This window comes from Pantoea jilinensis (genome assembly GCF_019104105.1).
Taxonomy (GTDB): Bacteria; Pseudomonadota; Gammaproteobacteria; order Enterobacterales; family Enterobacteriaceae; genus Pantoea; species Pantoea eucalypti.
The window spans coordinates 1,167,212-1,192,430 of the sequence record NZ_CP077746.1 but is presented as its reverse complement, the minus strand read 5'-3'; the positions used below and the strand labels follow the sequence as shown (position 1 = coordinate 1,192,430).

Below are 25,219 nucleotides of genomic sequence, written 5' to 3'. Positions count from 1 at the left end.
GCGGTTATTGCAAAGTGGCTATTGCAACGTGATGCGTAGCGCCGCCGCCGTAGCAAACGGCGCGAGCGTCGCACTGCCCACCAACATAGCGCCAAGAATCGCCAGATAGCCGCCAATCGGCAACCCCTGACTGGCCGCCTCCATCGCCGCACTGGCGAAGATTAAAACCGGAATAGCCAGCGGTAATACCAGCAGGCTCAGCAGCACGCCGCCGCGCCGTAAACCCACCGTCAGACCCACGCCAATCGCACCGAGAAAACTCAGGGTTGGCGTACCCAGCAACAGCGTCAGGGCCATTGCCCGCCAGCCATTAAAATCCAGTGACAGCAGCAGCGCGGCCAGCGGCGACAGGATAATCAGTGGCACGCCAGTGACCAGCCAGTGCGCCACCACTTTGCCGATAACCGTTACCGGCAGCGGCGTCGGCAGCAACACCAGTTGCTCCAGCGAGCCATCGCTGAAGTCATCACGGAACAGACGCTCCAGCGCCAGCAGCGACGCCAGCAGCGCAGCAACCCAGGCAACGCCCGGTGCAATGCGAGCCAGCTGTTGCGGGTCCGGTCCGATACCTAAAGGAAACAGGGTAATGACGATCAGGAAAAACCAGAGTGGATTGACGACATCCGCGCCGCCACGAAAGGCGATGCGTAATTCACGCTGGATGAGGCGAAACAGCATCACTCTGCCTCCACATCGCCGAGGCGAATTTTACGCACCCGCGCTGCCTCTGCAGGCAAATCCTGATGGGTGGTCAGGATCACTGCACCGCCGTTATCGGCATGCCGGGCGAACTGCGCCATTAATTTTTCAATACCCGCTTTGTCGATGGCGGTCAGCGGCTCGTCAAGAATCCATAGGCGAGCCTGACTGAGCCACAGACGTGCCAGCGCTACCCGACGCTGCTGCCCTGCCGACAACCGGCTGACGGGCACCTCTTCGTCGCCCGTGAGATCGACACTTTCCAGCGCAGCAAAAATCTGCGCATTACTGCAATCGGGATGGTAAAAGCGCAGATTTTCCAGTGGCGTGAGCACGCCTTTGACGCCGGGCTGATGACCCAGATAGAGCATCGCCTGATGCCAGCTTTCACGCTGACGCAGGATCGACTGCTGCTGCCAGCGTATTTCACCCTCTTCAGGACGGCTCAGCCCGGCCAGCAGGCGCAGCAACGAGGTTTTACCGGCACCATTGGGGCCTTCAATCTGCACAATGTCACCTGCGGATACGCGAAATGAGAGCCGCCGGAACAGCGACCGTTCGTCGTATGCACAAGTGAGTGTAATGATTTCCAGCATTGAAGGGGGAGTCGCACCAGCTAAAAGTGGCCGGGATATTACCACAATGTTGCTGTGGGCCGAAGTGTGAGCCAGCGCTCAGTTTCGCTGGTAAGGGATTATTCGTGCGTTTTCATCAGCAGTCTGAATAAAAATGCAGTTCCGAAAAACGTTGTTACGCTTATTCGCATCGGACGTTACATTTCCGGCAAATAAAAAACGGCTACGCTTATAACGTTACAGCACTATCACCAGGAGAAAATATGAAGCCTTCATCAGGTAATGAGCAGGGTCCTAACGACGTAGAGAGCGAAGAGAAGGACAAGGGCACTGACATCGAAGTTGATGAGGAGGCTTTACCCTCCCGCGCGGCTGCGATTCATGAAGAGATTCGCCAGGATGGAGAAAAGGAGCTGGAGCGGGACGGGATGGCGCTGCTCTGGTCAGCTATCGCTGCGGGCTTGTCCATGGGCGCGTCACTGATGGCCAAGGGGATATTTAAGGTGCATCTGGATGGCGTACCGGGCGCTTTCCTGCTGGAAAATCTGGGTTATACCTTTGGTTTTGTTATTGTTATTATGGCGCGCCAGCAGCTGTTTACCGAAAATACCGTTACCGCCGTATTACCGGTGATGCACAAACCTACCTGGGGTAACACGGGCCTGCTGTTACGGTTATGGGGCATTGTGTTGCTGGGTAACCTGATTGGTACAGCACTGGGTGCGCTGGCCTTCAATGAGATGCCGATTTTTGACGAGGCCACCCGCCAGGCGTTTACCGACATCAGCATGAAGGTCATGGAAAACACCCCAGGCGAGATGTTTGCCAATGCAGTCATTTCTGGCTGGATTATCGCCACCATGGTCTGGATGTTCCCCTCTGCGGGCGGCGCGAAACTGCTGGTGATTGTGATGATGACCTGGCTGGTTGCGCTGGGCGACCTGGCGCACATTGTCGTGGGCTCAGTAGAAGTGCTCTATCTGGTGTTTAACGGCAGCATTAGCTGGCATGAATTCCTGTGGCCGTTTGCCCTGCCGACGCTGCTCGGCAACATCACCGGCGGCACCCTGATTTTTGCGTTGATCAGCCACGCGCAGATTCGCAATGACATGAGTGAAGCCGCCGTGGCCAAAGCAAAAGCTGAGAAGCGGAAGCAGGAAAAACGCCGTCAGCGTGAAGAGAAGGAAAACGCGGAATAAATGGCAGGGGCAGACAAGGCTGATTTACCGGTTTTGTCTGCCTTTCAGGCATGCTGGCTGAACCTTTGATATTGAGATCAAACCGTCAGGCTGAAGCGGAGAATCTTCTCAGCTTGAACGATCTGCGCGCGTCATGTTTAACCGCGTTCAGTGCAGAAAACCGGGATTGCTGGCGGAATGAGCAAACGCGCGGCAACCTGGTGAATTTTCAGGACTGTTTCGCTATACTGCACGCTGCTGTCCTCTTAGTTAAATGGATATAACGAGCCCCTCCTAAGGGCTAGTTGCAGGTTCGATTCCTGCAGGGGACACTTTTTGCCTGTCTCTTAACGTCAACTTTATCCATTCCATTCAGTAAGTTAATTCAATTCTATAGTCTACCTGCGTCTCCAGCAGGCTCACAAAATCCACAGTGTTATGTTGGTATAATTGTTAGTATGTTTGGTTCGATAATGCAGATACCATCAGCCGGAGATTTTTTACTATGCCACTCACTGAGTTAAAGGTAAGGAATTCAAAGGCTGCTGCGAAGCCTGTCAAAATGACAGACGGTAATGGTATGCATCTTTTTATTACCCCCACACGGTTCCAAATACTGGCGTTTTCAGTATCGCTTTGGCAGCAAACAAAAGATTCTTGCTCTCGGTGTTTATCCTGAGGTTTGACCTGCTCCCCGTTGATTAACACGCCGCGATGTTAGTAATGTCTTCATAAGCCACATGAGGACATCCCCATGAACGCGGGATCCGCGATAAGGAAATGCAGTTAAAGCAGTGGTGTGAAATTTTCGACCAGATCCTCAACAAATCCATAGCAAAATAATGAGCACCAAAATCATATAAGGAATTAAAAATGAATAGATTTTCAACAGTTGCAGCCCTGTCTTTAGCAGTTTTGCTTACCGGCTGCGACAGCAAACCCTCCTCTTCCGAAATCCAGAAAGCTATGCAGGACAACATTGAGCGCACAAACCAGACAGCGATTCGGTGAGAATAGCAAAGACATGCTCACGACTCTAAACCAAGCTGATAAGGTTTCCTGTAAGGAGTCAGAGGAAAAAGGGAAATACCTTTGCAAAGTGGATACTGATATAAAACTACCCATGATGGGCGAGAAGCAAACTGTAGCTGAATTTTAATTCATTAAAAACGATGGTAACTGGAAAGTGTCACCGTAACCTAACGCATCAATCTACAATAGAAATTCTTAGAAAAATCCCGAAGGAAAGCTATTTTATTCAATTGCAGCGCCAGAAAATATATCAAAAAAACAAATCATTCACACCATTATCAGGATTGCTTGAGGGGTGAATAACACTCACTATTAATTTACACAAATTAATGAGTGAGCTTTTGCAACTCTCCTTAACTGTGCGAGAAGGTATAAGAATTATATTTGCCCAAACCCTATCTAAGCATCATCATCATTTAAGTATGAATTAAGATTATCAGCAAAATCAATCAAGGTAGAACCTACCAGAAAATTACCTCTTTTAGGTCGATGTTCTTTGAATATACCAATAGCTTTTAAAGAAACTCCGCCGTCCAATTTATTAATTATCAACTGAGCAATCACGCTTCCACTCATACCTGCAAGCGAAGTAACGGTTTTATTAGTACTGGCACCCTCAAAACAGATGTTTTTTTCTTTTCCGCCAGCAATAAAATGGAAATAAATATCTTCGGTTTTTCTTTCATAAAAAAAGTTGTGAAAATTAATATTAAAAGGCGACAAGCCTTTCTCAGGGTGCATTTTATGTAACTTATTAACTTTTGATGGATATCCCATGATCACAAATGAAGATGTTTTCTCAAAAAAATCGTTATTAACTTTAGTATCAAAAAGAACGCTATTTGGTATAGCCTTCATGATTTCTTCAGACATAGGAATAATAGCGTAATCTTGTTCATCATTAAAAAATACTTCCAGATGCTCGAACTTAAATTTATTTCCGTCAATCGATATGAACGACAATTCACTTTTTTGCATCTCTTTAATTACATGGGAAGCAGTAACAATACAAGGTATATTGTCACCTAATAGATATATAAAACCGCTTCCGATCAAAAAGGCCTCTTGTTTACGGTGAGGTTGAGTTATAAAAAAAGACACTAGTGAACTCTGCCATTCCAAAGCTAATTCAGTAGTCCTGCTCTCATCAATCCACGTTGGGGAATAGTGTATAATTGAAAAATGCGGATAAATTAATTTTGAGTCCTCTAACACTTTCATTTCCTTTTGAATGAAAATATAATTTTTTCTGGTAAATTATTAGCAATGTGAGTTATGATCAATATAAATCTACAATTTGGTGATGATATGAACATTTTTGAAATTGAAGAAAAACTTGCTGAAAACGGTTTCAATGCGAAAGATATTGCGGCTTTAAGAATGCAAGCTGAAAAAAGTGGAACGACTTACCCGGCTTTACTTAAAGAGCTTAGCATACGTTTTATTGCTTCAATGGTCCTTGTAGCCATTCTTGCTATAGTCTGGATATACACGCTTATGTACAAGGATAGCCTCGCTGTTACCTCATACTCAATCACAATGCTAATCATAGCTCCTATTTTTTACATTTTCACACCCATGAAGTTAGGCTACAAATCATTCCGGTACACGAGAAGAAAGTGATTTATTTTTTATTATCGTAAATTGATTTCAGAGCCGAATAGTCATTATATATTTCCACTCCTAATTCAAAGCGGCTCATATCTTTGATACCCCTAACGAAGTCGGAGTTTACGTAGTAAAAAAGTCGAAATGTTTGAGGTTTTCTTATCAGCCTGAACATGCCATAGGCCGAAAGAGCAAGATCCATACTGCTGTAGGCAATTTCACCTGTTTTTTGATCAAAACCCAAGAACCTGGCTGCTCCAATGTAACCATCTTTCAAGAATCCCTGGGCGTCATTTTTTCCTGTAATAACATTCATTACACCTTCCTGAACGCCATTCACGCCATGAAGCGTGAGCATCGCACCAAAACCAACCCCTATTATATTTCCGGTTGCAGCTGAAGCGGCCATAACTCCAAACCCAGCCACCACCTGTAATCCACTCAGTACTACCCCCACACCATCGATAATATATCCCCAGATATCACCTTGCTGAACGAATTTTACTGAAGCATGCAATGCCGCCTGACCAGTACGAAGAAGCTGATCTTGTCTCATGAGATTACGATGTTCTTCTTTAAGGTTTTGAATGCATTGCTGGCATTCATCATCGCTGGCACCTGTTCGAATCGTATCCATCTGAGCATTAACGAAAATCTTCACTTCGTCCTGAAACTGAATCCTGTTGTAACCCTCAGACAGGTGAATCAAAGATAAGTGATTTGTCGTACTAAGCAGCTGATTAGCTTCAGCATTAGCCATATTCAGAAAGTAATCCTTGAATCGGTCTGGTTTCCAGTAGTCCATGACTGTGCCTTTATGTCATTATACGTATCGTTAAGTTTATTTAATCAGATTCCCTTACACAGGGAAAGCAAAAGGACCAGCTATGAGTACAGACATCTTCTTAAAAATCGATGGCATCACAGGCGAATCACTGGATAGTAACCATAAAGGCTGGATTGCTATTGAATCTTTCACCTGGGGTGCAAACCAACCAGGGAATATGTCTGCTGGAGGCGGTGGTGGCGCAGGAAAAGTTCAGTACCGGGACCTGTCGGTTCAGGCACTTATTGACAAAGCTACGCCAGCGATAATGCGCTACGTATCCAACGGCAAACATGTCGCCAAAGTTGAGCTTTCGGTATGTAAAGCCGGAGGGAGCCAGATTGAGTACTGTCGCATTACGCTTGAAGACGTCCTTATCACTAATGTGGTTTTCAATGGCACTACAAATCGCGACCTTATCGGAGTCTCATATCAGTTCCAGGCATCAAAAGTCAGAACACAGTACTGGGAACAGTCAGCGAGTGGCGGCAAAGGCGCTGAAACTCAGTCAGGGTGGGATATTAAAGGTAATAAAGAACTGTAATGTCTCAAGAACATTGGATGGTTTAACACGTTCCGAAGCTTTTTATTTAAGGTGTCCATCAAGATTGGCACCTTCATATTTTATCTGCTAATAAAAATGTTTCTCAAAGTATAACTCTTAATCCGATGAGACAGTCTTGACACATTCATGAAGCATTAATGAAAATTAAGACTCATATGTTAAGCCAGAATTCAAAAAAGTTTTAATGCTCTGAAGAATCATTGCCGACTGGCTAAATGGTAATCCAGGGCTGGTTATTTAGTGTGGCTTAATATCAGTATCTATAGCGGCAAGTTCAGGAATTTTAACAACTCCCCCGCCGGCACGCCGAAGGCGTCATGCCATAAACCTGACGAAAACGATGACTGAAGTGTGCTGAAGAGTGAAAACCACACTGAAAAGCAATATCGGTCAGCGTCAGGTCAGGTCGCTCAAGCAACGTTCGTGCACGCTCCATACGACGGCGCATCACAAACTGATGCGGCGCTTCGCCCGTGGTGTGACGGAACATACGGGCAAAGTGAAACTCACTCAGTGCCGCTTCCTGCGCCAGCACCCCCAGAGTTAAAGGCTGGTCGAGATGGGTTTCAATAAATTCCAGAACACGTCGTAATACCGCCGGCGCCAGTCCGCCACGCACCTGTGGCAGTTGCCACCTGACTTCGCTGTAGTGCTGCAATAGATGCGTCAGAAGCAGTGTGGATGCACTGCTCAGCATCAACTGACTCGCGGGCTGTTGCCAGTCACTGCTCAGAAGAAAGTGCCGATAAAGCTGGGTAATGCGATCATCAATGGAAAAGATTTTTTCATGCAGATTTAACTGCGCCGGGCTGCGGTCCCAGACCCGTTCGGCCAGCTGCCGCAGCTGGTTTTCGCTGCAATAGAGATGCACAAAGGCGAGATCGGCTCGCAGATCCCAGGTTGATTCCGTGCCTGCCGGCATCAGACAGAAGCGATCCGGTGCGCCACCATTACGCCAGCCGTGTGGGGTTTTATGCCAGGTGTCGTAGCCACCCGCCACGTAAAGGCTCAGCGTGTGATGATCGCTGAGATTAGTCACACGATCGCCGCTGTTGAACCAGGCTGCCAGCTGAATGCCGCTATTAAGATGCACATGGTCACGCAGTTGCGCTTTGTGACGTTGCAGCATTTCAAAGGTCTGGTAGGTACGCATCAAAGTATCAGTTCAGATAAAACAGAAGGTCAGTTTACGGATTGTAAGGGACAGAGAACAGGTCACATTGGGACGGAGGATAAAAATGCGCAAGATTTTGCAAATCCGGCGCAATGCCCTGCAAGACCAGAACGCAGTGCAGATGCAGAATCAACGCTTTAGATCGGAGAATCTGGCATGAACCTGTTTTTGTATCTTTCTGTCGTACTTATCTGGGGCACGACCTGGATCGCGATTTACGCGCAACAGTCTGCGGGCGATAACGCAGTGGTCGTCGCGGTGTTCTGGCGGTTTTTGCTGGCTTCACTGGTCATGCTATTGCTGCTTAGGCTGATAAAACGGCTGCACAGACTGACACTGCAGGATCATCTCTTTTGTATGCTGCAGGGCTGTTGTGTCTTTGGCTTCAACTTTGTCTGTTTCTATTACGCGTCCGGCTATATCAGCAGCGGGCTGGAGTCAGTGATTTTCTCAATGGCTGTGATGTATAACGCCATTAATAGCTGGGTATTCTTCCGTCAGCGCCCCTCTGCACGTCTGATTCCGGCGGTAGTGCTGGGGATGGCAGGCATTGTTGCCCTGTTCTGGCACGATCTGCGCAGCACGCAGGCCTCGGCTGAATTGTTATGGGGCATTGGATTGAGTGCACTGGGCACCCTGGGATTTTCTTTCGGCAATATGATCAGTCAGCGACATCAGCGTCTGAAACGCGACGTACTGACAACCAACAGTTACGGCATGTTATACGGTGCGGTTGCGATGGCCCTTGTCTCGCTGGCACAGGGGATTTCGCTGCAGCCAGCATGGAATACCCAGTGGGTGGGAGCCTTAACTTATCTGGCTCTGGTAGGGTCGGTGATAGGGTTTGGGGCCTACTTTACGCTGGTCGGTCGCATCGGAGCCAGTCGGGCTGCGTATACAACAGTCCTGTTTCCGCTGGTTGCACTGGCACTTTCCACCCGATATGAAGGGTACGAATGGCATGCCAGCGCCATCCCTGGCCTTGTCATGATTTTGCTGGGCAATGTCGTGATGTTTGCCCGCTGGCCGGCAAGCCGTCGCCGGGTCATTATCTGACATCGAGGCGGGCTAAGGCCCGCGTCCGGATGGGCGTTACGCCGACTGCTGCTGAAGAAGTTTCTGTGGTTGATTAATCGCTTTACGCGCAATCCAGTAAAGCAGAACACGCTCATCGTCACTATCACGATCAGCCATGGACAGCAGTTTCAATGCCAGGGTCGATTTAGTCACAGGCTGCTGTTCTGTACTGAGTTCAATCACCGCCTGACCGATGATGCAGCAAACGTCATCCTCACTGCTGTTGGATTCATATGTCCGGTCTTTCATATTTCCTCCTGTTAAGTGAGTTGTAAGTCTGGCAAATAATCTGGAAACCCGCTCACAGAAACAGCGAAATGAAACATTATCTTACGGCTAATTACGCTTACACATCATGATGCCGTATTGGTTACTTTTCCCGTTACGCCCCGTCGCTGCACCTGTGACGATGCCGTTCATACCCTCTGAAGAGCATTTCATTCCCTGATCCGTTCTATTCATGCCTTTATTACACACGCACGCGAAGCACGGCTTTATTCTGACCGCAGTTTCCAGATTCCCGGACGGGAGAGAAAAATCATGAACCAGACTCAACAGGCTTCTTACCAGCGTTCCCGCTGGCTTACATTGTTCGGCACGGTCATCACTCAGTTCGCGCTGGGGTCAGTCTACACATGGAGTTTGTTTAATGGCCAGCTGTCACAGAAGCTGGATGCCCCCGTCAGTCAGGTCGCTTTTTCTTTCGGCCTGCTGAGTTTAGGTCTGGCTATCGCCTCTTCGCTGGCCGGTAAATTACAGGAACGTTTTGGTGTACGCCGCGTCACTATCGGTGCAGGTGTACTGATGGCACTGGGTTTCTGGCTCACCGCTCACGCAAATAACCTGATGATGCTCTATTTCAGTGCCGGCTTGCTGGTCGGTCTGGCCGATGGCGCAGGTTACCTGATGACGTTGTCTAACTGCGTGAAGTGGTTCCCTGAGCGCAAAGGAATGATCTCTGCCTGTGCGATTGGGGCATACGGTCTGGGCAGCCTGGGATTTAAATTTATTTGCGGCGCGCTGCTGGCGACGGTGGGTCTGGAACAGACCTTCATGATCTGGGGTGTGCTGGCGATGTCGATGATTATTCTCGGTGCGCTGCTGATGCGTGAAGCACCACTGCAGCAGAGCGGAACCTCAACTAAAGGTCAGCCACATACGCGGGATTACACGCTGGCACAGTCGGTACGTCTGCCGCAGTACTGGATGCTGGCGCTGATGTTCCTGACCGCCTGTATGAGCGGCCTCTATGTGATAGGCGTTGCCAAGGATATCGGCGAAGGCCTGGTGCATCTTTCCACGCAGACGGCTGCCAGCGCAGTAACAGTGATCGCGATTGCCAACCTGAGCGGTCGTCTGGTACTGGGTGTGCTCTCTGACAAAATGATGCGCATCAGAGTCATTTCACTGGCACAAATTGTGTCGCTGATCGGAATGAGCGTGCTGCTGTTTACCCGGATGAATGAGATGACCTTCTTCCTGTCACTCGCCTGTGTCGCCTTCAGCTTTGGCGGCACTATCACAGTGTTCCCATCGCTGGTGAGTGACTTCTTCGGGCTCAACAACCTGACTAAAAATTACGGTCTGCTCTATCTCGGCTTTGGTATCGGTAGCGTGCTGGGTTCACTGGTCGCCTCACTGTTTGGTGGTTTCACCGTCACCTTCAGCCTGATTATGACGCTGCTGGTCATCTCGCTGTTCCTGTCACTCACTATCCGCTTACCTCAGAGTTCCGTCACAGCAGAACCGGTGTTGCAACGCCATTAACGCTTACTGACAATGACTACGGGCCGCGATTAAGCGGCCCGTAGTCGTTTAACCGCGGAATCGCGGCTCTGCCATTCCCGCCACCGCCAGGTCTACTGCAAAGATATCGCCGGACTGCGGATAGCGTGCCAGCTCCTCTTCCGTGCGATCTTCACGTGAACTGGTAATGAACAGCGTTTTAAGATCGGCACCGCCAAAGGCCACCATGGTTGGCCACTTCACCGGCAGCAGGATCTCATCGACGATTTCGCTGGTCTGCGGATCGATACGAACCACGCGTCCGCCATCAAACTGTGCAGACCAGTAAAATCCTTCACTGTCCACAGCAGCGCCATCCGGTAGCCCGCCCTTCGCGTCGAAACGGCGAAACAGCGTGCGCTCACCCGGTTCGCCCTGCTCATTCAGCGGATAGCGATAGAGCGCCTCATTTGGCGTGTCGCTGTGATACATCCAGCGTCGGTCAGGAGAAAATGCCAGCCCGTTGGAAATTTTAATGTCGCGCGCCTTCACCTCCAGCTTCAGGTCAGGCGTCACACGGCACAGCAGGCCGCCGTTTTTGTCCTGCGGTTCCCACAGGCTGCCGCACCAGAAGTTACCCCAGGGATCAACGCGGCCATCATTAAAGCGACTTTGCGCAGCGATACCGGGATTCTCTGCGACCTTTTTCTCCGGCTTGCCCTGCGCATCCAGCAGCCAGACACCGCCGCGCAGTGCCGCTATTATCCCGCCCTGCTCACGCAGCCCAATACATCCCACCTCTTCCGCCTGAGGGAAGGTTTGCAGCTCGCCGCTGACTGGATTAAAACGGTGAATGGCCGGTGCCAGGATATCAACACAGTAGAGCATCTGCTCCTCCACTGACCAGAGCGGGCATTCGCCCAGCTCTGCCTGTAAAGCCAGAATATTTTTAACGTCATGCGGCATGTTTCTCTCCCATTGAACTGACATGCTAATAATGTAGTGGTAAAAACTTTCAAATGAGAATTATTTTCGCTTGATTTTGAGACTATTCTCTTTGATAGTATTTATTATTCAGTTCATTCCGATGTTTTTAATTCCCTCTGCTGCATAATTCAGCATTTTGAAATATTCCGTCATATCTTCTTAAATAACTCTACAAAGCCTGCATCTTCACTCCACTTTTCCGGCGTAGTGTCGTAGTCATTGGAAAAGAGGAGAAGCTTCCGATGAAGAGATTAATTAAAGTCGCTTCTGTCGTTGCACTGATGACGTTATTAAGTGGTTGTATCATCAGCCCACGACACGACAATGGCTGGCATCGCGGTGGTGGCGGCGGATATCATGGAGGCTACTATGGAGGTTATCACGAAGGGTATCATGGCGGTTACTATCGCCACTGACGGGCAAAGATGTCACACAGCATAAAATAAAAGCATTACATTTTAAGGGCGGGATATTTATCCCGCCCGTTTTATTTAGCTTTTCAATGCGTAATTACACTGGAACCACGCTTTCTTCAGTCCCGGAATATGACTCTCCTCGGCAGGCAGCGCTTCGACCTTATCAAATCCTTTACTGCTGCAGTAATTCGCCAGATCAATATCCATTGCGTCACGATTGACCTTTGCCGGGTCAAAACGGTACTGAACGGTATTTGAATCCGGATCTTCATCAACACGTTCGAATGCCCCGGGTTTGCTGGCAGTACATCCACTCAGCAAAATCAGCGCTACTGCGCCGGTAATTAGTTTTTTCATAGTTGTTGTCCTCACGTTGCCGCGCAGTGTATGACGCAGCATGTCGATCATCCATAGGATTTATGCGCGAAAATTAAAAATTGAGAAGCTTTTGCCGATTAATGTAATACGATTAAACGGCTATCGCTATCGTGTCAGAAATGACAGGATGTACTCAGACAAGACGAAACGAAGACTGCACCACACCAGGAAATGCCAAAAATAAAAAAGCTGTTCCTCTCTCTTCCCTGCCCGCGCTTAGCGGGCTTTTTTTTGCCCGCTATTCCGCGGTCGCTTACTGACCCGTCATTGCCACCATTCTACGTAACAGGTTAGCGGCGCGTTTGTCAGGTAATGCCAGAATGGCACTGTAGAGATCAATGGACATGCCACACAGCGATGAGCGATCCACTGCCGTGTCAGCTGGCATATTTAGCTGCTGCAGTTTGTCGCCCCATTTCAGAAAGAGGCGTCCGACGATCTTTTGCAGATCATCCTGCGCCTGCGTCTTATCGAGGGGCTTTTCGGGCGGAGGGCTGTTAAGCAGCAACTGCTCCATGGCATCCGCTTCTTTGCGATTCAGCGAAGACGGTAGCGTAGTCTGTAAATTAATTCCTCCACTCACCTGCGGATAGAGAAAACGGAAGCAGAGACCCGGATCGATTTGATTCAGCGCCCGCATCTCTTCTACTGAGACGCCGATATAGTTAACCACCGCTGCATCCGTTGCGCGCATCAGCCGTTGGTTGACCACCTCAATCAGCCAGCCACGCAGTTCACCTGTTGCCTGCAGAGCGGGCTCGCCTGCACGGATTCGACGGGTCAGCTCCTGGGTCAGCAATAACCAGAGCGCGGGTTCCTGCGTTTGCAGCACGCGATAGCCTGGCATCTTTGCCAGTTGATTTACTGCCTGCTCATGCTGGCTTGCCTGCAACTGATGCGGCGCGACCCAGCTGAACCAGAGCAGATTAGCCATGATCAGGGGCAGCAGAAAAATGAGCAGCCCCTGCCACAAACGCAGTCGGGTCGTTTTGATCAGCACAATAACGATCAACGCCAGCAATGAAAACGCAGCCAGCGTAATAAAAAGCAGAGAATTCATGCTGCGGGGTTAATCCTTACGCACATCGATTAGCACAGGACAGTGAGCACGCTCAATCACCGCTGCGCTGACCGAGCCTTTTAATAATCTGTTAAACGAAGAGAGGTGGCGACGTCCCATGATAATCATGCTTGCCTTAAGCTGTTGTGACTGGGCAACAATGGTATCTGCCGCCTCACCCGCCAGGATCATGCCACGCGCATTAATGCCAGCGCGCAGTAACGGTGCCAGTGCATGACGCACCACCATTTCCGCCGTATTTTGCTCATCCTGTGCTGCCACAAAATCGGCCGGGTCTTCACCCGCATCGATTTCCATCGGCTGATTACAGGAGGAGTAGGCAGGATCGACGCAGCACAGCACCACCACTTCGGCGCGATGTGCCAGCGCTTCTTCAATCGTTAAGGCAACCACTTTCCCGGCAACCGGAGAGTGGTCTATGGCCATCAGCAGGGTTTTCATCAGATGCTTATCCTTAAATCGCGGCAACTTTGCCGATTTCACGCACCAGCGCCTCTTTACACTTCAGCATCTCGTCACGAAAACGCGCTTCATGTCGCAGAAAACGTGCAGAGGGCACCAGTAAAGAGACAGAAAAGCGACCAAACAGCGTATCCAGCGCAAACGCCATGGTAGAGATCCCTTCCAGGGTTTCACCGCGATCCACGGCGATACCGGTTTCGCGGACTTCCCTGATAAGTTGTAGCAATTGTGGCAATGTTTTCACCGTCTGATCGGTCAGCTCCTGCCAGGCATCGCCAACAATCGTCCGGACATCTTTTTCACACTCCAGTGCCAGCAACGCCCGTCCGCCGGAGGTACTGTAGAGCGGCAGATTCAGTCCCATATGCGGGACAACCCGAAGTTCACGTGACGCCACGACATGGTGAATAATCGCCAGCTGGCTGCCGCTGGCGCGCGCCAGCGAGACCGTTTCATTAGTATCCGAAGAGAGTTTTTCCAGTAGCGGACTGACCAGATCAACCACGTCGGTATGCACGCTGGAGATCAGTTTTAACAGGGCAGGTCCCAGACGCAATCCGCCCGCCCCACTGCTGCGCACAAGCTCTGCGCTGTCGAGCGCAGCGACAATGCGCTGCACCGTTGAACGGGGCAGTTCCACCGCCTGAGCGATCTCGCCAAGGCTCATGCCGCCCGGCTGTTCGCCCAGCGCATTAAGAATTTTTGCCGCACGGGCGATGACCTGGATACCGCCCGTTTTTTCATCCTCGCGGCTGGAGGGTTGATGTGCCATAGCGTCGTCCTGTTTGAGCTGCCTTACTGTAGCGCGAATGCCGCACTTTTTACAGCTTGTACCACATTGCAATACAGCATACCGGGATGTAATATTACGCCCTGTACCACATTGCAGTACACTGCATCATAATAACGAGATTGCCAGTAATGAACACTAAGCCCGCCACGCCGCCGGCTCCTCATCCTTTTACACTGCGACTAGCCTTGGGCCTGATCGGCGTGCTTATTGCTGCGCTGACCTCCGGGCTGAACGACCGCGTCAGTGATATCGCGCTGGCTGATATCCGTGCCGCAACCGGCATCGGTTTCGATCAGGGTAGCTGGATCATCTCCGGCTATCAGGCGGCAGAAGTTGCGGCGATGATGATTGCCCCCTGGTTTGCCGTCACCCTGTCGCTGCGGCGTTTTACGCTCGGCGTGTCGGCGGGATTTATGCTGACCGGCATTCTGCTGCCGCTGGTGCCGGATCCAACGCTGTTTATCAGCCTGCGCGTGCTGCAGGGGCTGTTTGGCGGCGCACTGCCGCCGATGCTGATGACTGTGGCTCTGCGCTTTCTGCCGCCGCCTTTTAAGCTGTTCGGCCTGGCAGGCTATGCGCTGACCGCGACGTTTGGCCCCAATATGGCAGCGTCGCTGGCCTCAATATGGACCGACCATGTCAGCTGGATGATGGTGTTCTGGCAGGTGGTGCCTGGCATGCTGATTGCGATGGTGCTGATTAGCTGGGGGATACCGCAGGACCCGCTGCGTCCGGAACGTTTTCAGCAGATCGATCTGTTCGGCATGGTGACCGGTTGCAGTGCTGTCGCGCTGCTGGTGCTGGTGCTGACCCAGGGGGAGCGTCTTGACTGGCTGAACTCGCCACTGATCGCCGGTATGCTGCTCGCCGCGCTGCCGCTGCTGCTGGTTTTCCTGATCAATGAGTGGTTTCACCCGCTGCCGCTGTTTAAATTACAGATGCTCAGACGGCCCAACCTGGCGCACGGCCTGCTGGGGCTGGCCTGCGTGCTCATCCTGGGGCTTTCAGGTTCCGCGCTGCCTTCGGCCTACTTTGCTCAGGTGAGCGGCTTTCGCCCCCTTGAGTTTGCCCCGCTGGCACTGACCGTAGGCCTGCCACAATTGCTCATCGCGCCACTGATTGCGGCACTGCTCAATATCCGCTGGATTGATTGCCGCTGGATGCTGACAGCGGGCGTCGGCCTGCTGGTGACTGCCTGTCTGCTGGGCTCGCAGATCACCAGTGACTGGGCGCGACAGAATTTCTGGCTGCTGCAAATCCTGCAGGCGTTCGGACAACCGATGATCATTTTGCCGATTTTGATGAGTGCCACCAGCGTTGTGGCCCCACCTGAAGGCCCGTTTGCCTCGGCGATGTTTAACACAGTGCGCGGCTTCTCCAGCATCGCTGCCTCCACGCTGGTTGAGGTATTTCTCTCCCATCGTGAACAATTTCATTCCAGTGTCCTGATTAATCAGGCCGCCAGCCGCAGCTGGCTGATGACCGCGCCAACAGCCGACCAGGCCAGCCGCAGTTTGCCGCTATTGCCGGATGGCAGCATCAGCGCCAGCGATAATCTCAGCGGATTCGCCACGCTGGTCCGGCATCAGGCCACGGTGCTGAGTCTGAGCGATAGCTGGCTGATGCTGACCGGCTTTGCCGCCTGCCTGTTATTGCTTACCGCCATCCTGCCAAAACGGGTCTGGCCGCCTCAAACTTTGATTCAAAACCCCTCCCGGAATAACTGAATATGCGTACTTTTGAAATGAGAAGAACCCTGCTGCTGAGTCTGCTGCTGCTGGTGTTACTGGCCATTGCCTTTGTCGTCTGGTCAATGATGACCAGCAACGATCACCGCACCAACGACGCTTACGTTAATGCGGATTACACCCTGGTAGCACCGAAAGTCTCGGGCTACATAAGCCATGTTGAGGTGCAGGATAATCAGCAGGTCAAAGCGGGCCAGTTGCTGGCAACGCTGGATGACCGTGACTATCGGGTGGCGCTGGAGAGTGCTGAAGCTGACCTGCAGGTGAGTCAGGCGAAACTGCTGAGCAGCCAGGCTCAACTGGAACAGCAGCAGTCGATGATTGATCAGCAGAAAGCCAGCGTCGCGGCAAGTCAGGCTTCTGCGCAGTATGCGGGTCAAAGCGCCGATCGCTATAACCGCCTCTATAAAAGCGGCACCGTCGCCGCTGACGATCAGCAAAAGGCCAGCTCAAATCAGCGCTCGGCGCTGGCAGCTGTCCATCAGAGTCAGGCTGCACTGGCATCGGCAATAAAACAGGTGGGCGTATTACAGGCGGCGGTGCGTTCAGCAGAAGCAGATGTTGCCGCAGCCAAAGCCAGCGTCGATCAGGCCAGGCTGAATCTCTCCTACACGCGCATTACGGCTCCTGTTGACGGCATGGTGGGTCAGCGTGCGGTGCGGACAGGCGCATACGTTTCAGCCGGAACCCGTCTGCTGGCCGTGGTCCCCCTGCAGCAAACCTACATTACGGCTAACTACCTTGAGACGCAGTTAAGCGATGTGCGCCCAGGACAGCGGGTCCGAATCCGGGTTGATGCCCTGCCAGGCGAGACCTTTACCGGTCATGTGGACAGCATCGCACCGGCCACTGGTGCAACTTTTTCAGCGATCGCTCCCGATAACGCCACAGGCAACTACACTAAAGTCGTTCAACGTCTGCCGGTGAAAATTGTGCTGGATGGCGACCAACCGCATCTGGTTCAGTTACGTGTCGGCATGTCGGCGATCCCTGAAATCGAGGCGCCCTAATATTGTGAGCAATATCTCAGAACGGGCCTATTTCATTTGGGTGGGATTACGCGTAAATTAGCGCCTGATCCTGTTCTGAGAGTTATTCAGATCGACCCGGAAGAGAGCAGACCATTACTGAAATGGCGATCTCTTTTCCACATCTGTTCGCGTTGCACTGGTTTGGGATCGCCATCATCGTAACCGCTCAGAGGAGTTGCTTTGTGAAATATGCCTTGATGGGAATATCTTTTTTCGCGTTACTTTGGTTCGGAACCTTTGTTCTGCTGCTGAAGTAATGGCGTGACAGTGCCGCCATGGGGCGACCATCGTGTCGCCCCTGCTGGCTGTCAGCTCTCTTCTTCTGTTTTCATGCTGCCCGGCAATACGCCATCGGCACGAAACATCGCCTTAATTCCCCGCACTGCCTGACGAATACGATCGCTGTTTTCAATCAGCGCAAATCGCACGTGCGTGTCGCCATAGTCACCAAAACCGATACCAGGGGAAACACAGACTTTCGCCTCCTGCAGCATATGTTTAGCAAATTCCAGCGAACCCAGATGTGCATAATGGTCGGGAATTTTTGCCCAGACGTACATCGAGGCTTTGGGGTTATCCACCATCCAGCCCGCTTCATGCAAGCCTTTGACCAGCACATCACGGCGGCGTTTATACTGCTCAGCAATGTCACGCACGCACTGCTGATCCCCTTCCAGCGCGGCAATGGCTGCCACCTGTAGCGGCGTAAAGGTGCCGTAGTCATGGTAACTCTTGATACGCGCCAGCGCGGCGACCAGCTCTTTATTACCCACCATGAAACCGATACGCCAGCCTGCCATGTTGTAGCTTTTTGACAGGGTAAAGAATTCAACGGCGACATCACGCGCGCCCGGCACCTCCATAATCGACGGCGCTTTCCAGCCATCGTAAACGATGTCAGCATAAGCCAGATCGTGGATGACCAGCACGTTGTACTGCTTCGCCAGCGCAATCACCCGCTCGAAAAAGTCGAGTTCCACACACTGTGCGGTCGGGTTGGATGGGAATCCAAGGATCATCATTTTTGGCTTGGGGTAGCTTTCACGGATAGCGCGTTCCAGCTCATTGAAGAAGTCGACACCCGCCACCAGCGGCACCGAACGCACCTGCGCTCCGGCAATCACTGCACCGTAGATATGAATCGGATAGCTGGGATTGGGCACCAGTACGGTATCACCATGATCCAGCGTCGCCAGCATCAGATGCGCCAGCCCCTCTTTGGAGCCGATGGTGACAATTGCCTCAGATTCGGGATCGATCTCCACCTGATAGCGCTCAGCGTACCAGCGCGAAATCGCTCTGCGCAGACGCGGTATGCCGCGCGAGGTGGAATAACCGTGGGTATCGTCACGCTGCGCCACCTGGCATAATTTTTCGACAATGTGAGGCGGAGTCGGACCATCCGGGTTGCCCATTGAAAAGTCGATGATATCTTCGCCGCGCCGACGCGCAGCCATCTTCAGTTCAGCGGTGATGTTGAAAACGTAAGGGGGTAAACGTTCAATACGCGAGAAACGACGGGGTGTGCTGTTATCAGCCATGATGTCCTCTGGATTACGTAAGCGCCCGGACCGTCCGAGCGACGTGGGTCACTGCGGTGACCCGTTACGAACATAACGTGGCGAGGATCATTTTGTCGAGGGTGGCGGAAAATTTTTTTATTTTTGCGGATTCAGCCGTCCCAGCAGCCAATCGTTCACCCAGTGGCCATCCAGCAGATAATTATCCCGCAGCGTGCCCTCCAGCTGAAAACCGTTTTTCTCCAGAATACGGCGTGACGCCCAGTTCCCTTCAATCACCATCGCCTTGAGTTTGTGAAAATCGGCTTCAAGCAGAAACTGACACAGCGCCGCCAGCGCTTCGCTGCCATAGCCCTGACCACAGTGGCGATGCAGCAGCATATAGCCCACCTCCGCCTGACGATACGGTTCCCATTCCGGGCTGCAGCCAAACAGGCCAATGGGCTCACCGCTGTCCTGGCGTCTTGCCACCAGGCAGAGCATATGAAAACTGCCCGGCTGCCAGGGTGCCAGACGCTGTGTGAAACGCTGTCGAATATCCGCTTCATCCGGGATTTCGCTTACCCATTTCATGGTGTCGGGATCTTCATGGACGGCACGAAACAGTTGCCAGTCTTCGGGTTGTAATTTACTCAGGGTTAATCTGTCGGTGACAAGTTGCATCTGTGGCTCCCGATGGGCGCGGTTTTCCAGCGGTTACTGGCGCGCGTCATCGCGCAACATAGCAAAACGGCTTCACAGCGACCAGCATGAAAAACTGTTCCCCTTTATTCCACTCAACTTTTCCTCTTTTTACGGGATTGCCGTAAAAATTGATCTGAAACATTAACTTGTGGCGGGATTGATCGGGGTGCTAGCGGTTCGCGATCACATTTTTTATCATAGAGGCACTTTCCATCGCTCACGAGTCGCCTGTGTCCTCCCACTTCACGATGTTACTGGCAGTTTTTGACCGCGCCGCCCTGATGTTGATCTGCCTGTTCTTCCTGACGCGCACCCGGCCTTTTCGTCAGCTGCTGCAAAAAGATGAGCACACCCGCGCGGAAAAAGTGGCGGTCACTGCCATCTTTTCCCTGTTTGCGCTGTTCAGTACCTGGTCGGGCGTCAATGTCGACGGTTCGCTGCTGAATGTGCGGGTCATTGCCGTGATGGCGGGGGGGATTCTGTTTGGTCCCTGGGTTGGCATCGCCACCGGTGTGATTGCGGGCCTTCACCGTTTTCTGATCGATATTCATGGCGTCACTTCCGTGCCCTGCCTGATTACCAGCATCATTGCCGGTGTCGTCGCAGGCGGGATTAATCGCCGGGTGCTGAAAGAGCATCGCTGGCGCGCCGGTATCGTCGGCGGCATGCTGTGTGAAGCCCTGACGATGTTGCTGATCGTCCTGTGGGCGCGCCCTGCCTCACTCGGGCTGGCGATTGTGTCGGAGATTGCCCTGCCGATGATCCTCGGCGCGTCCAGCATCGGCATCATTGTGTTGCTGGTGCAAAGTGTTGAGGGAGAGAAAGAGGCTATTGCTGCCCGCCAGGCCAAGCTGGCACTGGAGATCGCCAACAAAACGTTGCCGCTATTTCGTCAGGTGAACAGCGACTCGCTGCGCAATATCTGTGACATTATCCGAAGAGAGATCAAAGCCGATGCGGTGGCGATGACGGATAAAAAGCAGATTCTGGCCTACGTCGGCTATGGCGAACATAATTATAAACATGGTGATGATGGCATCAGCCCGACGACGGCGCAGGCGATCAACAGCGGTAAAATTATTATTAAGAACAATGATGAAGCGCACCGTACTAAAGATATCCACTCAATGATCGTCATCCCGCTGTGGGAAAAAGGCAAAGTCACCGGCACGCTGAAAATCTATTATCGCCGCGCACACCGTATTACCGGCTCGCTGAAGGAAATGGCGATTGGCCTGTCACAAATTATCTCAACCCAACTTGAAGTGTCGCGCGCCGAGCAACTGCGTGAGATGGCCAATAAAGCGGAACTGCGCGCGCTGCAAAGTAAAATAAATCCCCATTTCCTGTTCAATGCGCTGAATGCTATTTCCTCTTCTATCCGGCTCAATCCCGATACTGCCCGCCAGCTGGTCATTAGCCTTTCACGCTATCTGCGCTACAACCTGGAACTGAACGATGATGAGCTGATCGACATCCGTAAAGAGCTGTGGCAGGTGAAAGATTATATCGCCATTGAGCAGGCGCGATTCGGCGATAAACTGACGATGATTTATGACGTCGATGAAGATCTGCATTTTCTGCTGCCAAGTCTGCTGATTCAGCCACTGGTAGAAAACGCCATTGTGCATGGTATTCAGCCCTGTAAAGGCAAAGGCGTGGTCACGCTGAGCGTCCGGGATCTGGGCGATCGGGTGCGGATCTCCGTGCGGGATACCGGTCAGGGCATCAGTGACGAAGTCGTGGAACGGGTGGCACGCAACGAGATGCCCGGCAATAAAATCGGTCTGCTCAATGTGCACCATCGCGTCAAACTCCTGTCAGGTCAGGGACTGAACATCGTGCGGCATCAACCGGGCACCGAGATCGCTTTTACGCTGAGTAAAAATGGCCAGCGCCTGGCGGAGAATCTGTTATGAAAGCCATTATTGTGGAGGATGAATTTCTGGCCCAACAGGAGCTGAGCTGGATGATTCAGCATCACAGCAAAATCGAAATTGAAGCCTGTTTTGATGATGGTCTTGATGTACTGAAGTATCTGCAACAGCATCGGGTCGATGTGATTTTCCTCGACATTAATATCCCCTCGCTGGATGGCATGTTGCTGGCACAGAATATCCATCAGTTTGCCCACAAGCCGCTGATCGTCTTTATTACCGCGTGGAAAGAGCATGCGGTAGAAGCATTCGAGCTTGAGGCATTTGACTACATTCTCAAGCCCTATCAGGAGTCGCGGATTGTCACCATGCTGAACAAGCTGGAAGCCACCGCACAGGCGCAGCAGGCTGTGAGTCATCTTAGTGCCACACCTGCGCCGCAGACCGTCAACCTGATTAAAGATGAACGCATTATCGTCACTGACGTGAATGACATTTACTACGTTGAGGCGCATGAAAAGCTGACGTTTGTCTATACCCGGCGCGAGTCCTACGTCATGTCGATGAATATCACCGAGTTCTGTTCACGCCTGCCAGAGCAGCAGTTCTTCCGCTGTCACCGCTCTTACTGCGTCAGCCTGAGCAAGATCCGCGAAATCGAGCCGTGGTTTAACAACACCTATCTGCTTAAGCTGCGCGATCTGGAATTTCAGGTGCCGGTCAGCCGCAGTAAGGTTAAGCAGTTCAGACAGCTGATGCGTCTGTAATGCAGGAGAGTGAGGGAACGATTCAGGCAGGGAAGTGGCTTTCAGGACAACAGCAGGAAAAGGCAGGAGAAGCCAGGCGGTGATTTCCCGGGCCTGAACGGCTGAAGCCTCCAGATCGGGAAAGCGATCGCGCGCACAAAGGCTGTGCGCGCGGAGTAAAGCAGAATCAGATTTCGCGGCCCAGTGTCTGACGCAGATGCGCGCCCGCACCCAGCAGGCCAGGCTGATCGTGCGTAATCATGTAAACCGGGATGCTGGCAACATAGTCGCGGAAGCGTCCTTTATCTTCAAAAGCCGCACGGAAACCGGACGCCTTAAAGAATTCCAGGAAGCGAGGCACAATGCCTCCCGCAATGTAGACGCCACCAAAAGTGCCCAGGTTCAGCGCCAGATTGCCGCCAAAACGGCCCATAATGACGCAGAACATGGAGAGCGCGCGACGGCAGTCGGTACAGCTGTCATCCAGCGCACGTTCACTGACATCTTTCGGCTTCAGATTTTCCGGCACGCGGTTGTCAACTTTCACAATGGCACGGTAGAGATTAACCAGACCGGCACCCGACAACACACGTTCAGCTGAGACATGGCCCAGTTCTTCACGCAGCACTTCCAGGATCTGATCTTCTTCTTCGCTGTTGGCCGCAAAATCGACATGACCACCCTCACCTGGCAGGCTCACCCAGCGCTTGTCCACATGCACCAGATGGCTGACGCCTAAGCCGGTACCGGCACCATAAATGGCGATAGGTTTATCTTTGACCGGCTCTGAGCCGCCAAACTGAATTACGTTTTCGGCGGTCAGCATCGGAATAGCCATGGATACCGCAGTAAAATCGTTAATGATTTCCAGGTGTTCAAAACCGATGTTCTCTTTGAGCTTGCGCGTAGAAAACGCCCAGTCATGGTTGGTCATTTCAACCCAGTCATCGGTAATCGGGCAGGCGATAGCAATACAGCCATCTTTAACGTCCTGCTGTTGTTCATCAAGATAGTGGCGGATGACGGCTTCGAGGCTGTCGTATTCTGATGTTGAGAATGTTTTGGCCTGGGTGATGCTGCCGCTTTCCACCTCACACAGGGCGAGGCGCGCGTTAGTACCGCCGACATCGCCGACCAAGGCATAGGTTGTCATTCTTCTGTTGCTCCGCTTGGGGTCTTAAGAGTTGGAGGACACTATAAAATTCTGCCCATAAAACAACAACGCTCACCGGTGCGATTGGTGAGCGTCTTACTCAGTTGTGCTACAGCCTAACCGCGTTAGTCCAGCCTGCACAGCGGCAACTATCTGAATCTTAGCCGCCGTTGCGTTGATTCAGGCAGGCAGTGACTTTTCTTAGCAGTGGCGGCAAATCTTCTTTCTGCATCACCACCTCAACCAGCGACAGCCATTGAGGCGCGGCCAGTCGCGTCATCACCTCGTCTAACTGCACGGTTTCACTGATGCGCCAGCTCTGCGCCTGGCCCTGAAGGCTAAGGGCGTGTGGCAGAGCCGTCCAGTTCCACGGGGCGATATCATTGTAACGTTGTGTTGCGCCATGAATCGCCCGTTCGACGGTATAGCCGTCATTATTCAGCAAAAAGATTATCAGTCGCTGCCCATCGCGCAACATTGAACTCAGTTCCTGAATGGTCAGTTGCGCCGAACCGTCTCCGATGATCAGGATAACCCGTCGATCAGGGTTAGCGGTCTGCGCGCCAAACGCTGCCGGAAGAGTATAGCCGATTGATCCCCATAATGGCTGAACCACCAGCTGTGCCCGCGAGGGCAGTCGCAATGCGGCGGTACCAAAGGCCGCCGTCCCCTGCTCGGCCAGAATCAGGTCGCCGGGTTGCAGAAATCCCTGCATGGCCTGCCAGAAGGCGTGCTGACTGATCACCGCCGTGAGTTCTGCTGGCTGCGCGGCGGGGATTGCAGCGGCAGGCTGCCACTGCTGACCATAACGTTCAAACAGCGGTTGCAGTTCACTGAGTGCATCCGCCATCGACAACGGCGCAAAACGTTCATTACCCACGCTGGCACTGAAGGGCTGCAGATCGATCAGTCGCTCGGTGGCAAACTGCTGTGTAAAACCTGCCGTAATGGTGTCGGTAAAACGGACACCGACGCAAATTGCTGCATCCACCTGTTCAATCTGTTCACACACCTGCCCTGCACTGGCCGCGCCGGCATAGGTACCGACATAACCTGGCTGCTGCTCATCCAGTACGCCTTTGCCCATCAGCAGACTGGCGCAGGGAATCGCGCTCTGTTCGCGCAGCGCGGCCAGCGCAGATTGCTGCTGCCAGCGCAGCGCCAGAAAATCTGCCAGCAGTGAAACACGCTGTGCCGGTGCCAGTAAACGTTCTGCCGCGGCCCTGAAAGCGCGACGCGCGTCAGCCGATGCGGGCTGATGGGTGTTCAGCGGCTGTGCAGGTGGCTGTACAGCCATGGCTGCCACGTCCACTGCCAGCGACAGATAGCCGGGACGACGGGCCTGCAGCGCACTGATAATCACCCGATCAATCTCAGCCGTGGCATTGTCGGCAGTCAGCAGTGCGGTTGCCACACTGACCTCGGCAGCCATGCGAATAAAATGCTGGAAATCACCATCGCCCAGCGAGTGATGCACGCAGTCACCCTGCAACTGCGCCTGCGTGGCTGGCGCACCCACAATATGAATCACCGGCAGATACTCAGCATAACTGCCCGCAGTGCCATTAATCGCGCTGAGCTCGCCAACACCAAACGTCGTTAACAGTGCCCCCGCGCCGTTGCAGCGCGCATAACCGTCCGCCGCATAGGCTGCGTTGAGTTCATTAGCGCAGCCCACCCAGCTGATTTCAGGATGGGCGATAACGCGGTCCAGGAATTGCAGGTTGTAGTCGCCCGGCACACCAAACAGATGCTTGATACCAATCTCCTGCAGACGGGTCAGCAGGTAATCTCCGACAGTGAATGTGGACATTGCGCGTTCCTTTCAGGGAAGAGTCGGGTTAAGTATCTGACAGAGGATAAAATTAGCGAGGAGAGTAGCTA

Annotated in this window: 26 protein-coding genes, 1 tRNA gene and 1 pseudogene; 13 read left to right on the top strand and 15 right to left on the bottom strand. The window is 52.3% G+C overall.

Annotated features, from left to right (window positions below):
* Positions 1–18 precede the first annotated feature (18 nt).
* Both ccmB and ccmA read right to left on the bottom strand, forming a co-directional pair.
* Complete coding sequence (gene ccmB, locus KTJ90_RS05680; RefSeq protein ID WP_003853097.1) at positions 19–678, bottom strand: heme exporter protein CcmB; 660 nt, start codon at positions 676–678, stop codon at positions 19–21.
* The gene (ccmA, locus tag KTJ90_RS05675) at positions 678–1,295 is read right to left on the bottom strand and encodes a cytochrome c biogenesis heme-transporting ATPase CcmA (protein ID WP_008926501.1); all 618 of its coding nucleotides are present in this window, start codon (positions 1,293–1,295) and stop codon (positions 678–680) included. Before ccmA ends, ccmB begins: the two co-directional genes overlap by 1 nt.
* 242 nt (positions 1,296–1,537) lie before the next feature.
* On the opposite strand from ccmA, the gene KTJ90_RS05670 reads away from it, so the two are divergent.
* From KTJ90_RS05670 to KTJ90_RS05660, 3 genes and pseudogenes are all read left to right on the top strand, one after another.
* Entirely contained in the window at positions 1,538–2,473 is a 936-nt protein-coding gene (locus KTJ90_RS05670) for a formate/nitrite transporter family protein (RefSeq protein WP_039659709.1), read from the top strand.
* Positions 2,474–2,712: 239 nt separating this feature from the next.
* Positions 2,713–2,784, top strand: a tRNA-Arg gene (locus KTJ90_RS05665).
* A 173-nt stretch (positions 2,785–2,957) separates the two neighbouring features.
* A pseudogene (locus KTJ90_RS05660) lies at positions 2,958–3,135 on the top strand (Arm DNA-binding domain-containing protein); the annotation flags it as partial.
* 748 nt (positions 3,136–3,883) lie between these two features.
* On the opposite strand, the gene KTJ90_RS05655 reads toward KTJ90_RS05660, so the two are convergent.
* Positions 3,884–4,699, bottom strand: coding sequence for a serine protease (locus KTJ90_RS05655; protein WP_499026004.1), 816 nt, complete (start codon positions 4,697–4,699; stop codon positions 3,884–3,886).
* A 60-nt stretch (positions 4,700–4,759) separates the two neighbouring features.
* Between KTJ90_RS05655 and KTJ90_RS05650 the strand changes: the two genes are divergently transcribed.
* Entirely contained in the window at positions 4,760–5,107 is a 348-nt protein-coding gene (locus tag KTJ90_RS05650; RefSeq protein WP_499026003.1) for a hypothetical protein, read from the top strand.
* Between the two features lies 1 nt (position 5,108).
* On the opposite strand, the gene KTJ90_RS05645 is transcribed toward KTJ90_RS05650, so the two are convergent.
* Entirely contained in the window at positions 5,109–5,897 is a 789-nt protein-coding gene (locus tag KTJ90_RS05645; RefSeq protein WP_499026002.1) for a DUF4225 domain-containing protein, read from the bottom strand.
* 82 nt (positions 5,898–5,979) lie between these two features.
* Here KTJ90_RS05645 and KTJ90_RS05640 point away from each other — a divergent pair, with 82 nt between their 5' ends.
* Complete coding sequence (locus tag KTJ90_RS05640; protein ID WP_008926507.1) at positions 5,980–6,462, top strand: Hcp family type VI secretion system effector; 483 nt, start codon at positions 5,980–5,982, stop codon at positions 6,460–6,462.
* 304 nt (positions 6,463–6,766) lie between these two features.
* Here KTJ90_RS05640 and KTJ90_RS05635 read toward each other — a convergent pair whose 3' ends face one another.
* The gene (locus KTJ90_RS05635; RefSeq protein ID WP_499026001.1) at positions 6,767–7,636 is read right to left on the bottom strand and encodes a helix-turn-helix domain-containing protein; all 870 of its coding nucleotides are present in this window, start codon (positions 7,634–7,636) and stop codon (positions 6,767–6,769) included.
* A gap of 177 nt (positions 7,637–7,813) precedes the next feature.
* Here KTJ90_RS05635 and KTJ90_RS05630 point away from each other — a divergent pair, with 177 nt between their 5' ends.
* Positions 7,814–8,713, top strand: a complete 900-nt coding sequence (locus tag KTJ90_RS05630) for a DMT family transporter (RefSeq protein ID WP_499026000.1) — start codon at positions 7,814–7,816, stop codon at positions 8,711–8,713.
* Between the two features lie 36 nt (positions 8,714–8,749).
* On the opposite strand, the gene KTJ90_RS05625 is transcribed toward KTJ90_RS05630, so the two are convergent.
* Positions 8,750–8,983 (bottom strand): hypothetical protein, encoded by a 234-nt coding sequence (locus KTJ90_RS05625; protein WP_003848934.1) that lies wholly within the window; start codon positions 8,981–8,983, stop codon positions 8,750–8,752.
* Positions 8,984–9,274: 291 nt separating this feature from the next.
* Between KTJ90_RS05625 and KTJ90_RS05620 the strand changes: the two genes are divergently transcribed.
* A complete protein-coding gene (locus KTJ90_RS05620) occupies positions 9,275–10,501 on the top strand; it encodes an L-lactate MFS transporter (protein WP_275768688.1) in 1,227 nt (408 codons plus the stop codon).
* 48 nt (positions 10,502–10,549) lie between these two features.
* On the opposite strand, the gene KTJ90_RS05615 is transcribed toward KTJ90_RS05620, so the two are convergent.
* Positions 10,550–11,425, bottom strand: coding sequence for an SMP-30/gluconolactonase/LRE family protein (locus KTJ90_RS05615; protein WP_499025999.1), 876 nt, complete (start codon positions 11,423–11,425; stop codon positions 10,550–10,552).
* Between the two features lie 263 nt (positions 11,426–11,688).
* Between KTJ90_RS05615 and KTJ90_RS05610 the strand changes: the two genes are divergently transcribed.
* Entirely contained in the window at positions 11,689–11,862 is a 174-nt protein-coding gene (locus KTJ90_RS05610; protein ID WP_008926513.1) for a hypothetical protein, read from the top strand.
* A 75-nt stretch (positions 11,863–11,937) separates the two neighbouring features.
* Here KTJ90_RS05610 and KTJ90_RS05605 read toward each other — a convergent pair whose 3' ends face one another.
* The 4 genes from KTJ90_RS05605 to KTJ90_RS05590 form a co-directional block, all read right to left on the bottom strand.
* Positions 11,938–12,219, bottom strand: coding sequence for a lipoprotein (locus KTJ90_RS05605; protein ID WP_003848928.1), 282 nt, complete (start codon positions 12,217–12,219; stop codon positions 11,938–11,940).
* Between the two features lie 274 nt (positions 12,220–12,493).
* Positions 12,494–13,300 (bottom strand): hypothetical protein, encoded by an 807-nt coding sequence (locus KTJ90_RS05600; RefSeq protein ID WP_003848926.1) that lies wholly within the window; start codon positions 13,298–13,300, stop codon positions 12,494–12,496.
* 9 nt (positions 13,301–13,309) lie between these two features.
* The gene (locus KTJ90_RS05595) at positions 13,310–13,762 is read right to left on the bottom strand and encodes a universal stress protein (protein WP_476158827.1); all 453 of its coding nucleotides are present in this window, start codon (positions 13,760–13,762) and stop codon (positions 13,310–13,312) included.
* A gap of 13 nt (positions 13,763–13,775) precedes the next feature.
* On the bottom strand, positions 13,776–14,555 hold the full coding sequence (locus tag KTJ90_RS05590; protein WP_003848922.1) for an IclR family transcriptional regulator: 780 nt from the start codon (positions 14,553–14,555) through the stop codon (positions 13,776–13,778).
* 149 nt (positions 14,556–14,704) lie between these two features.
* Here KTJ90_RS05590 and KTJ90_RS05585 point away from each other — a divergent pair, with 149 nt between their 5' ends.
* The 3 genes from KTJ90_RS05585 to ypdK all read left to right on the top strand — a co-directional run bounded on the left by KTJ90_RS05585 (position 14,705) and on the right by ypdK (position 17,612).
* Complete coding sequence (locus KTJ90_RS05585) at positions 14,705–16,303, top strand: efflux MFS transporter permease (RefSeq protein ID WP_499025997.1); 1,599 nt, start codon at positions 14,705–14,707, stop codon at positions 16,301–16,303.
* 2 nt (positions 16,304–16,305) lie between these two features.
* Positions 16,306–17,334 (top strand): HlyD family secretion protein, encoded by a 1,029-nt coding sequence (locus KTJ90_RS05580; RefSeq protein WP_499025996.1) that lies wholly within the window; start codon positions 16,306–16,308, stop codon positions 17,332–17,334.
* 203 nt (positions 17,335–17,537) lie between these two features.
* The gene (gene ypdK / locus KTJ90_RS05575) at positions 17,538–17,612 is read left to right on the top strand and encodes a membrane protein YpdK (protein ID WP_099257831.1); all 75 of its coding nucleotides are present in this window, start codon (positions 17,538–17,540) and stop codon (positions 17,610–17,612) included.
* Positions 17,613–17,663: 51 nt separating this feature from the next.
* On the opposite strand, the gene alaC is transcribed toward ypdK, so the two are convergent.
* Positions 17,664–18,896 carry an alanine transaminase gene (alaC, locus tag KTJ90_RS05570; RefSeq protein WP_078804639.1) on the bottom strand — a complete coding sequence of 411 codons (1,233 nt, stop codon included), beginning with the start codon at positions 18,894–18,896 and terminating at the stop codon, positions 17,664–17,666.
* A gap of 117 nt (positions 18,897–19,013) precedes the next feature.
* Positions 19,014–19,538, bottom strand: a complete 525-nt coding sequence (locus tag KTJ90_RS05565; protein WP_003848913.1) for a GNAT family N-acetyltransferase — start codon at positions 19,536–19,538, stop codon at positions 19,014–19,016.
* Positions 19,539–19,807: 269 nt separating this feature from the next.
* Between KTJ90_RS05565 and KTJ90_RS05560 the strand changes: the two genes are divergently transcribed.
* The gene (locus tag KTJ90_RS05560) at positions 19,808–21,478 is read left to right on the top strand and encodes a LytS/YhcK type 5TM receptor domain-containing protein (RefSeq protein WP_499026464.1); all 1,671 of its coding nucleotides are present in this window, start codon (positions 19,808–19,810) and stop codon (positions 21,476–21,478) included.
* Complete coding sequence (locus KTJ90_RS05555; protein ID WP_003848909.1) at positions 21,475–22,203, top strand: LytR/AlgR family response regulator transcription factor; 729 nt, start codon at positions 21,475–21,477, stop codon at positions 22,201–22,203. Before KTJ90_RS05560 ends, KTJ90_RS05555 begins: the two co-directional genes overlap by 4 nt.
* A 166-nt stretch (positions 22,204–22,369) precedes the next feature.
* On the opposite strand, the gene glk is transcribed toward KTJ90_RS05555, so the two are convergent.
* Positions 22,370–23,335, bottom strand: coding sequence for a glucokinase (gene glk, locus KTJ90_RS05550; protein ID WP_003848907.1), 966 nt, complete (start codon positions 23,333–23,335; stop codon positions 22,370–22,372).
* A 160-nt stretch (positions 23,336–23,495) separates the two neighbouring features.
* Positions 23,496–25,148: an indolepyruvate decarboxylase gene (gene ipdC, locus KTJ90_RS05545; RefSeq protein WP_499025995.1), complete on the bottom strand. Its 1,653-nt coding sequence runs from the start codon at positions 25,146–25,148 to the stop codon at positions 23,496–23,498.
* Positions 25,149–25,219: the final 71 nt, after the last annotated feature.

Excerpts from the sequence above, each read along its gene's own strand:
- ccmB (WP_003853097.1), bottom strand. The coding sequence starts at position 678 with ATGCTGTTTCGCCTCATCCAGCGTGAATTACGCATCGCCTTTCGTGGC.
- ccmA (WP_008926501.1), bottom strand. The coding sequence starts at position 1,295 with ATGCTGGAAATCATTACACTCACTTGTGCATACGACGAACGGTCGCTG.
- KTJ90_RS05670 (WP_039659709.1), top strand. The coding sequence starts at position 1,538 with ATGAAGCCTTCATCAGGTAATGAGCAGGGTCCTAACGACGTAGAGAGC.
- KTJ90_RS05650 (WP_499026003.1), top strand. The coding sequence starts at position 4,760 with ATGATCAATATAAATCTACAATTTGGTGATGATATGAACATTTTTGAA.
- KTJ90_RS05645 (WP_499026002.1), bottom strand. The coding sequence starts at position 5,897 with ATGGACTACTGGAAACCAGACCGATTCAAGGATTACTTTCTGAATATG.
- KTJ90_RS05640 (WP_008926507.1), top strand. The coding sequence starts at position 5,980 with ATGAGTACAGACATCTTCTTAAAAATCGATGGCATCACAGGCGAATCA.
- KTJ90_RS05635 (WP_499026001.1), bottom strand. The coding sequence starts at position 7,636 with ATGCGTACCTACCAGACCTTTGAAATGCTGCAACGTCACAAAGCGCAA.
- KTJ90_RS05630 (WP_499026000.1), top strand. The coding sequence starts at position 7,814 with ATGAACCTGTTTTTGTATCTTTCTGTCGTACTTATCTGGGGCACGACC.
- KTJ90_RS05625 (WP_003848934.1), bottom strand. The coding sequence starts at position 8,983 with ATGAAAGACCGGACATATGAATCCAACAGCAGTGAGGATGACGTTTGC.
- KTJ90_RS05620 (WP_275768688.1), top strand. The coding sequence starts at position 9,275 with ATGAACCAGACTCAACAGGCTTCTTACCAGCGTTCCCGCTGGCTTACA.
- KTJ90_RS05615 (WP_499025999.1), bottom strand. The coding sequence starts at position 11,425 with ATGCCGCATGACGTTAAAAATATTCTGGCTTTACAGGCAGAGCTGGGC.
- KTJ90_RS05610 (WP_008926513.1), top strand. The coding sequence starts at position 11,689 with ATGAAGAGATTAATTAAAGTCGCTTCTGTCGTTGCACTGATGACGTTA.
- KTJ90_RS05605 (WP_003848928.1), bottom strand. The coding sequence starts at position 12,219 with ATGAAAAAACTAATTACCGGCGCAGTAGCGCTGATTTTGCTGAGTGGA.
- KTJ90_RS05600 (WP_003848926.1), bottom strand. The coding sequence starts at position 13,300 with ATGAATTCTCTGCTTTTTATTACGCTGGCTGCGTTTTCATTGCTGGCG.
- KTJ90_RS05595 (WP_476158827.1), bottom strand. The coding sequence starts at position 13,762 with ATGAAAACCCTGCTGATGGCCATAGACCACTCTCCGGTTGCCGGGAAA.
- KTJ90_RS05590 (WP_003848922.1), bottom strand. The coding sequence starts at position 14,555 with ATGGCACATCAACCCTCCAGCCGCGAGGATGAAAAAACGGGCGGTATC.
- KTJ90_RS05585 (WP_499025997.1), top strand. The coding sequence starts at position 14,705 with ATGAACACTAAGCCCGCCACGCCGCCGGCTCCTCATCCTTTTACACTG.
- KTJ90_RS05580 (WP_499025996.1), top strand. The coding sequence starts at position 16,306 with ATGCGTACTTTTGAAATGAGAAGAACCCTGCTGCTGAGTCTGCTGCTG.
- alaC (WP_078804639.1), bottom strand. The coding sequence starts at position 18,896 with ATGGCTGATAACAGCACACCCCGTCGTTTCTCGCGTATTGAACGTTTA.
- KTJ90_RS05565 (WP_003848913.1), bottom strand. The coding sequence starts at position 19,538 with ATGCAACTTGTCACCGACAGATTAACCCTGAGTAAATTACAACCCGAA.
- KTJ90_RS05560 (WP_499026464.1), top strand. The coding sequence starts at position 19,808 with ATGTTACTGGCAGTTTTTGACCGCGCCGCCCTGATGTTGATCTGCCTG.
- KTJ90_RS05555 (WP_003848909.1), top strand. The coding sequence starts at position 21,475 with ATGAAAGCCATTATTGTGGAGGATGAATTTCTGGCCCAACAGGAGCTG.
- glk (WP_003848907.1), bottom strand. The coding sequence starts at position 23,335 with ATGACAACCTATGCCTTGGTCGGCGATGTCGGCGGTACTAACGCGCGC.
- ipdC (WP_499025995.1), bottom strand. The coding sequence starts at position 25,148 with ATGTCCACATTCACTGTCGGAGATTACCTGCTGACCCGTCTGCAGGAG.